Here is an 8,483-nt window from a genome sequence, read left to right as displayed (position 1 = left end):
GCCGTCGCGCTGTTGCTCGGCGCCACCCGCGGCCTGCTCGAACGCGAGCGCCGCGGCGGTGAAGCGCGAGGCCGCCGACAGCGCGAGGCCGAGACACTGGCGCGAGGGCACGTCGGCCGCCGCCTTCGCCCACGCATCGGCCTCCAGGATCGCGCGCTCCGGATCGCTCTTGATCAGCGCGGCACAGGCGCCGAAGCGCGCGGCATCGCCGCCCGGCACCTGCGCGAGCGGGAGGGCGGCGGCGAGGAGGATCAGCGGGATCATAAGCTTCCGACGAGGCGCGACCGCGCGAGACGATGGTCGCCACTCTTGATCGCTACGCCTGCACATCGTCTGAACGAGCGCGCGCCGGCCGCACGCGGCGCAGCGATCCGGAGGGTATCTTGTGGCTTGGCCGACGGCGCTTTACCCTCGACGATATGAGGTATCGCAGTCCGGGGGTGAACGGATGATCGGAACACGATTGACGTGTGTGGCCACGCTGCTCGGTCTGGCGAGCGCCGCCGGCGCGGTGGCGCCGGGCTACGATCCGCTCGAGACGTTCGCGCCGCTGGTCCTGCCCTCGCCGGCGGGTGTCACGCGCAGCGCCAACGGCCTGCCCGGCCCGGGCTATTGGCAAAATCGCGCCGATTATCAGATCCACGCGCGGCTCGATCCCGCGACCAAGACGCTCAGCGGCGAGGAGGTGGTGACCTACACCAACAACAGCCCCGACGCGCTCGACATGCTCTGGCTGCAACTCGACCAGAATATCTATCGCACCGATTCGCGCGGCAAATATTCGGAGGGCAGCTCCGGCCGTCCGGGGCGTTACGACGGCGATACCGACGGCATCGTCATCGACAGGGTGGAGATCGTTCGCAACGGGCGCGCCGAAGCCGTCGCGCATCTCGTCTCCGACACGCGGCTGCGCGTCACCCTGCCGCAGCCGCTCGACCCGAAAGGCGCGAAGCTCGCGTTGAAGGTGGCCTGGCATTATACGGTGCCCGGCCTGTTCGGCGGGCGGACGGCCTGGGGGTCGGCCAAGGCGGGCGACATCTACGATATCGCGCAATGGTATCCGCGCATGGCGGTCTACGACGATCAGCGCGGCTGGGATACCGCACCCTATCTCGCGCAGGAATTCTACCTCGATTACGGCGATTTCGATTATTGGGTGACGGTGCCCGCCAGCATGATCGTCGCGGGATCGGGCGCGCTGCAAAATCCCGAAGATGTGCTCACCGCCACCGAACGCCAGCGGCTCGATCAGGCGCGCGGCAGCGACCGCACCGTCGCGATCGTGGCGCCCGCCGAGGCGGGCGGCGCCGCGACCCGCCCGAAGCAGGACGGGATGCTCACCTGGCATTACCGCATGGAAAATACGCGCGACGTCGCCTGGAGCGCATCGCCGGTGTTCGCCTGGGACGCCGCGCGGATCAACCTGCCCGGCGGCAAGACCTCGCTGGCGATGTCTTATTATCCGGCGGAAGCGCAGGGGCAGGCGCGATGGGGCCGTTCGACCGAATATCTCAAGGACGCGGTCGAGCGCTTTTCCGCGCGCTGGTATCCCTATCCCTGGCCCGCAGCGATCAACATCGCCGGCCCCGCCACCGGGATGGAATATCCGGGGATCGTGTTCGACGGCATCGACGACGCCGGCAAGCAGCTCTTCTGGATCAGCGCGCACGAGATCGGCCATTCGTGGTTCCCGATGATCGTCGGCTTCGACGAGCGGCGCAACGCGTGGATGGACGAGGGCTTCAACACCTTCATCGACACCTATGAATCAGACGATTTCAACCATGGCGAATATGCGCCGAAGCGCGACAGCGAATTCGCGCCGGGCGGCGGCAATCCGGTCGACGAGATCGTACCGATCCTCGCCGATGCCTCGGCGCCGCCGATCCTCGCGCGCGCCGACACGATCATCGAGAAGTGGCGTCACCCGGTCACCTATTTCAAATCGGCGCTCGGGCTGAAGCTGCTGCGCGAGGAGATAATCGGGCCCGAGCGCTTCGATCCCGCCTTCCGCCGCTTCATCGCCGAATGGGCGTACAAGCACCCGCAGCCGGCCGACTTCTTCCGCGCGATGGAGAGCGCGGGTGGCGAGGACCTCTCCTGGTGGTGGCGCGGATGGTATTTCAACAATTGGCAGATGGACCTGGCGGCGACCAAGCTCGCTTATGTCGACGGCGATCCGGCGAAGGGGGCGCTGGTGACCGTCGAGAGCCACGACAAGCTGGTGATGCCCGTGACGCTCCGCATCGAATTTCCCAACGGCACGCATCAGGACATGATCCTGCCGGTCGAGACCTGGATACGGCAGATGCAGAACCATATCCTGCTGCCCACGCACCAGCCGATCGCGGCGGTCGTGCTCGATCCCGATCACAAGGTGCCCGACCGGCAGCGGGCAAATAACCGGATCGGCGTTACGAAAGGCCGACTCTAACCTCCGTTTTTGGCCGCGATGGCGGTGGCAAGCGGCCGGGCGTAGGCGCGAGACGGCGGGCAAATCCCATGACTGCCGCAGATTCCTCATGCGATATACTATATCATTCACGACGGCGGGGTGCTAGAGCGGCCGCAGATTTCGCAATCGGCGGCCGCCCTACTAAAAATGGACATCCATAAGACACCACCGCGAGCGACGCGGCAGGGCGAAAGCATCGGGTCTTGATCGCGACGCTGCCGTTGATGCTGGGGCTTGCGGCGAGCGCCGCCACGCTGACCGGCGGCTTCGCCACGCTCGGACTGCGCGGCCGCCTCAGCCTGATCCTGGGGCTGAGCGCCGGCATCGTGATCGGCGTGGCGGCGCTCGAACTGTTTCCCGAAGCGCTGGAGCTTTCCCGATCGCTGCATCGGCGCTGGCTTGCCTGGGTTGCCGTGGTCGCCGGATTGTGCGGCTATATCGCGCTCAGCCGCTTGCTGGCGGCGCTGCCGCGCTGGGGTCCGCGTCTCCGCGGACATGTCGCTCCGGCGGGCTTGACGCTGCACAGCTTCGTCGACGGCTGCGGCATCGGGCTCGCGTTCCAGCTTTCACCGGAGGTCGGCTGGGGCGTGGCGATCGCGATCCTGAGCCATGATGTCGCCGACGGCGTCAATATCGTCGGGCTGAGCCTCGCCTCTCACGATCGCATCGTGGCGCGCTACTGGCTGCTCCTCAACGGTCTTGCGCCCATCGCCGGGGTCGTCGCGGGACAGATGTTCCGCATTCCGCCGCTGCTACTCGCGGCGCTGCTCGCGGCACTCGCCGGTGCGTTTTTCGCGATCGGCGGATTGGAATTGCTGCCCCGGAGCTTCAGGTCGACCAGCCGTATCCTGGCGCTATCGTCGGCCCTCGTCGGCTTCGCGCTCATATTTCTCATCACCCAAAGGGGTGGCTCAACCCCGTCGGGATGGCTGACCTTTTTCGCTTGATCGCGCAAACGCGTCCAGTTCGAGCAGCCGCGAGACGTAGGCGACAAGATCGTCCACGATCGCTCCCACGTCGCGCGTAAAAGCATGGGAGGGTCGCGCTTCTCGCGATGTCGCTCCGTTCAGCCGATCACGCCTGCCGAGCGCAGCCGCTCGAGTTCGTCCCACTCCAGGCCGAGTTCCTGAAGCACGCGTTCGGTATGCTCGGTTGCTTGCGGGGAGCGGGAGACGCGCGCGGGCTCGCGGTTGAACTGCACCGGGCCGCTCGCCAGACGCATGGGGGCGATAAAGCGCGTGTTTCGATGTCACAGGCTGGCGACGAAGCGCCTGACCTCCAGGCTGAGTTCCTCGTCTTCCGGACTGATGCCGCCGAAGCCGCCGTGCGGCATGCCCTCGAACACGTGAAGTTCGGCCGGCAGGCCGAGGGTGCGCAGCGCGCGGTGGAAGCGGACCGCGTTCGAGAGGAACAGGTCGCGCGTGCCCGCCTGCAGGAAGGTCGGCGGCCAGCCCTTCGAGAAGTCGCCGAACAGCGGCGAAAGATACGGATCGGCCAGGTCGTGGCCGTTGGCATAGAGCAGGTTCGCGGACGTCAGCCGCTGGGTGAGCATCGCATCGATGCCCATGTTCGTCTCGAAGCTGTCCCCCGATTCGGTCAGGTCGATCTCCGGCGTCAGCAGGACGAGGCCGCGCGGCAGCGGCAATCCCTCGTCGCGGCCGCGCAGCACGAGCGCGGCGGCGAGATTGCTGCCCGCCGACGCGCCGGCGACGACGATGTTCTCAGGCGCGGTGGTTTTGAGCAGCCCGCGATAGGCAGCGACACAGTCGTCGAGCGGCGCCGGATAGGGATGGTGCGGCGGCATGCGATAATCGACGCTGACCGTGCGCAGCCCCGTATCCTTCGCGCCCAGCCGTCCCATCAGCGGCGTGAGGGGGCCGCCGCCGCACGTCAGGCCGCCACCATGTATATAAAGGCAGATCAGCGGGCTGCCCGCATCGAGATCGTCGGGCTCGACGTCATAGACGGTGACGCCGCCGAGCAGACGGCTGGGGAATGCCGCCGGATCCTGTCCGGCGAACACCATTTCCATCAGCATCGCGTCGCTCTTTTGCTGCATGGCTTCCCAGCCGGCGATGTCATCCAGCGCCGGCGGAGTGGACGACATGGGATTGGCCGCCAGATACCCCAGCACGGCCTGCGCCACCGGACTGATCGACGACGGCATCGGTATCTCGCGCACCACCTTCAGCAGCGGATAGGATTCCGCCTGCTCGATCTCGGTCTCGCTCATGTCCATTTCCTCATGTCTCGGCACATCGGTCCGCGTCGCTTCATCATGCTCGGGGCAATGCGGCGAGGAACCGCCGCACTTCCTCGTAGACGTCCCGATCCTCGGGCGAAGCTCCCAATCCCCCTTCGAACATCGCGCCGAAGCCGCCGTGGGGCATGGCCTCGAAGACGTGCAGGAAGGCGGGAATGTCCTGCTTGCGGAGCGCGCGATGGAAGCGCACCGTGTTCGACAGAAACAGATCGCGCGTGCCGCATTGCAGGAACGTCGTCGGAAAGCCCTTCGCGAAGTCGCCGAACAGCGGCGACAGGTAGGGATCGGACAGGTCGTGGCCGGCGGCGTAAAGCTCGATCGAGTCGGTGGGCCGCGCCTTCAGCACCGGATCCACACCCATCAGCGTCTCGAAGCTGTCGCCCGACTCGGTCAGGTCGATCTCCGGCGAGAGGAGCACCACCGCCGACGGCAGGGGCAGGCCTTCGTCGCGCGCGCGCAAGACGAGCGCCGGCGCCAGATTGCCGCCGGCGGAGGTTCCCGCCACGACGATGTCTTCCGGCCGCCGTGTTTCGAGCAGCGCCCAATAGGCGGCGACGCAGTCGTCCAGGGGCGCGGGATAGGGAAAGTGCGGCGGCATCCGATAGTCGAGGCCGATCGTGTGGAGGTCCGTGCCCTCGGCGAAGGCCGTCGCCATCGCCCCGCACGCCTTGCCCCCTCCCATGGTGAACCCGCCGCCATGGAGGAAAAGGCAGATGCGGCCGTCCGCCTCGCCGGACGATCCCTGGGGCTTCACGTCGAAGGCGGCGACGCCGCCGATTTCCAGGGGTGTCACCGTCGTTCCGGCGGCGGGCGGGGCGATGGTCGCGAACAATATCTCGTCGACATAGCCGATCATCGCGTCCCAGCCGGCCGTGTCCTGCGGACGCTCGATGGCATCCGCGGGGATAGCCGCCATCATCGCCAGCTTTTCCCGCGCCTCCTCGCTGATCGACGCGGGATAGGGAATGTCGCGGCTCGCGATCGTGACTGACGGCTGGGTCATGCGGCACCTTTGTCAGGTCGGAACAACGATCGGCAAATCCGACTTCCCGCCCGGTTACACTCTCGTATCCTGCTTGCAGCGACGCAGTGCCCGCCAGGCTCGGGGACGACGCTCGCGACGATCCGCTCGTCGCGAGCGCCGCCCCGCTCCATGGCCTACATTAGAAGTTGAACCGCAGCTTGCCTCCGATGACACGCTGTTCGCCGTAGCGCGCGAATTCGACGCCGGTGCCGTTGTAGACGCCCGCGACCTGGGTCTGATATTTCTTGTCGGTGACGTTGGTCGCGAAGATCGATGCGTCGATCTTCGATCCCCCGATATGGTTCCAATTCAGGTTGAGGTTGAGAGTGTCGAACGATTTCATCCTGGCGAAGGAGGACGCCGTTTGCGATACCGCCAGCCGCGAGCTGCTATAGCTATAGGTCGCACCGAACACGATCTGCCCGAGGCCCGGATCCAGCGGCAGTGCATAGTTGCCCGTTAGCGTAACCCGATTGTGCGGCGAATAGGCCAAGTCGGAGCCTACGTCCGCCGACAAATCCGCCCGTACGAACGGCAGGTTCGGTACGATGACAGGCGCGCTCACGAGTTTCGTGCGAAGATAGGTATAGGAGCCGTTCAGATTGAAGCCGCGGAAGAGCGTGATGCTGGCTTCTGCCTCGATACCGTAGCTTCTCGACTTGTTAACGTTGACGATGCCCGATGCCTGACTAATTCCGCTGGTCGCAGCCGCGGTAAATGCCGTGTTGATCTGCTGGTTATAGAGATTGTTGTAGAAGGCATCGATGTTGAAGTAACCGCGCAGCGCGCCCCGGATATCCGTCTTCAAGCCTACTTCGAAGGCATCGATCTTTTCCGGCTTGAAGGTCCGGTATATCCCGGCACCGCTGGGGGTCACACTGCCCTGGCGGTAGCCGCGCGAATATTTGCCGTAGACCAGAATGTCGTCGTTCGGCTTATAGTCGAGATCGATGAGCCAGGTCGGCTTCGAGCTTTTGGTCTTGGCGCTGATGGCACAATTGTTGGCCAGCGTGGCATCGAACTGCACGCAGGTGACTATCGGGTTGGTGGGGCCGAAACCGGGCGCTCCTCCGAAGATATAGTTGAACTCATTGGCGGAGGCCTTGACCTTGTCGGAGGTGTAGCGGATGCCGCCGGTGACCTTCAACTGGCTGGTCAGGGAGTAGGTGCCCTGCGCATAGATGCCGAGGTTGCGGTAGCTTAGCTCAGTGCGCCGCACGCCGAGGCCGCCGATCGGGAAGTCGTAGCCTAGATCGGTGAACTGCGCCGGCACGCCGAGCAGGGTCGAGTAAAATTGCGCGTAGCCCTGCCGGAAGATCTGACCCAGCGGCGAATAGCATTGCAGCGTGGCGACATTCGCGCAGTTGACCAACTGGGTGGAGCGGTTTTCGGTATAGCCATGGGGTGCGGACCGCTCATAATAGACGCCGGCCTGCCACACGAACTTGTCGCCGCCGAGCCTGCCCTGGAACTGCAATTCCTCGGTGAAGGTCGACTGGTCGGTGTTGCCCGGCGCGCCATTTGCGAAAGTGTCCACGAACTGGAGCCGCGTCCCCGCCAACGCGCCGGTCGGCGTCGGCTGGAGGCCGAGGACGGCGCCCGTCGCGCTTTGAACCGGAACGAAGACAACCGTCGGGATCTTGATGTTCGTGGAGAACACGTCCGACACATACTTGCCCTTCAGGCGCGTATAGCTGATGATATTCTTCACTGTCAGCGTGTCGCTGGCCTGCCAGGTCGTGGTGTTGATCCCGCGATATTCGGTCCGCTCGTTGAGCGGATTCGGAATGTCGGTGCTGACGGTGTGCGGGCCGCCCGCCTGCCGCGTCGCGAAGGGGCCGCATACGTTCGAGCCGATGAAGCTGTTGGGATCACACCCGATCAGCGCATAGCCCGATCCGTTGCTCTTCGAATGAATGTAGGACAGGATCGTGTAATTCTCGATATCGGGCGTGACGTCCCAAACCACGCTGCCGCGCACCGCGATATAGTGGCGGTCGTCGAGATCGGGGCCGGCGCCGACATTCTTCGTCAAGCCGTCGCGATCCTGAAAGTCGAACGCCAGGCGCGCGCGGATGGTGTCGGTGAGCGGCGCGTTGATCGCGCCCTGTAGGCCCTTCCAATTGTAGCTGCCGTAAAGCCCCTCGACATAGCCCTCGAAGCGGCTTGTCGGCTTCTGCGGCACGAGCAGCACCGCACCGCCGGTCGTGTTGCGGCCGAACAAAGTGCCCTGCGGGCCCTTCAGCACCTGCACGTTCTGGAGATCGAAGAAGGAGCCGGGACCAGCGCCGTCGCCCTGCGGGATCGATGCGCTGCTGCGCGGTGCCACGACATCAGCGAAATAGACCGCGACCGATGGCGAAGTGCCGATCTCCTGAGTGAAACCGCGGATCGAATAGTTGGTATTCTCCCGGCCGGTGACGCCGTTGGTCGACAGCGACGGCGTGTAGAGCGCGAGATCCTCCGGCGCGACGATGTTGCGGTTGGCGATCTGCTGCTGGTTGAACACGGTGATCGAGATCGGCACGTCCTGAAGGCGCTCTTCGACGCGCCGCGCGGTGACGATGATATCCCCGACATCCTCGCTGCCGCGCACCGCCGCCTGGTCGCCTGCCGGCCCCGCCGCCAATGGCGCGGGGCCTGCCGCGTTCGCGGGAACGGCCGGGCTGGGAGAGGCGCTGCTCTGCGCGAGCGCGGGAGCCACCAGCCCCAGCCCGCTCGTGATCAACAGCGCCAGCTTG

General features: G+C 65.4%; 6 protein-coding genes and 1 pseudogene. 2 read left to right on the top strand and 5 right to left on the bottom strand.

The genetic code is table 11. The annotated features are described in order from the left end of the window. Positions 1–264, bottom strand: a pseudogene (locus tag HUU94_RS11950) (hypothetical protein); the annotation flags it as partial. 208 nt (positions 265–472) lie between these two features. Here HUU94_RS11950 and HUU94_RS11945 point away from each other — a divergent pair. Beyond that, the gene (locus tag HUU94_RS11945) at positions 473–2,434 is read left to right on the top strand and encodes a M1 family metallopeptidase (RefSeq protein ID WP_254602179.1); all 1,962 of its coding nucleotides are present in this window, start codon (positions 473–475) and stop codon (positions 2,432–2,434) included. A 224-nt stretch (positions 2,435–2,658) separates the two neighbouring features. Further along, positions 2,659–3,402: a ZIP family metal transporter gene (locus HUU94_RS11940; RefSeq protein ID WP_174275294.1), complete on the top strand. Its 744-nt coding sequence runs from the start codon at positions 2,659–2,661 to the stop codon at positions 3,400–3,402. A 119-nt stretch (positions 3,403–3,521) separates the two neighbouring features. On the opposite strand, the gene HUU94_RS12925 is transcribed toward HUU94_RS11940, so the two are convergent. From HUU94_RS12925 to HUU94_RS11925, 4 genes are all read right to left on the bottom strand, one after another. Beyond that, a complete protein-coding gene (locus tag HUU94_RS12925; RefSeq protein ID WP_302480203.1) occupies positions 3,522–3,656 on the bottom strand; it encodes a hypothetical protein in 135 nt (44 codons plus the stop codon). A 48-nt stretch (positions 3,657–3,704) separates the two neighbouring features. Beyond that, positions 3,705–4,688, bottom strand: coding sequence for an alpha/beta hydrolase (locus HUU94_RS11935; RefSeq protein WP_174275293.1), 984 nt, complete (start codon positions 4,686–4,688; stop codon positions 3,705–3,707). Positions 4,689–4,731: 43 nt separating this feature from the next. Then, on the bottom strand, positions 4,732–5,721 hold the full coding sequence (locus HUU94_RS11930; protein ID WP_174275292.1) for an alpha/beta hydrolase: 990 nt from the start codon (positions 5,719–5,721) through the stop codon (positions 4,732–4,734). 160 nt (positions 5,722–5,881) lie between these two features. Continuing rightward, a partial coding sequence (locus tag HUU94_RS11925) for a TonB-dependent receptor (protein ID WP_174275291.1) occupies positions 5,882–8,483 on the bottom strand: 2,602 nt, incomplete at its 5' end.

It is taken from the genome of Sphingomonas bacterium, assembly GCF_903644055.1.
In the GTDB taxonomy this organism is placed as follows: Bacteria; Pseudomonadota; Alphaproteobacteria; order Sphingomonadales; family Sphingomonadaceae; genus Sphingomonas_I.
The sequence above is the reverse complement of the archived record's forward strand: the minus strand, read 5'-3'. Positions and strand labels throughout refer to the sequence as shown.

Excerpts from the sequence above, each read along its gene's own strand:
- HUU94_RS11930 (WP_174275292.1), bottom strand. The coding sequence starts at position 5,721 with ATGACCCAGCCGTCAGTCACGATCGCGAGCCGCGACATTCCCTATCCC.
- HUU94_RS11935 (WP_174275293.1), bottom strand. The coding sequence starts at position 4,688 with ATGAGCGAGACCGAGATCGAGCAGGCGGAATCCTATCCGCTGCTGAAG.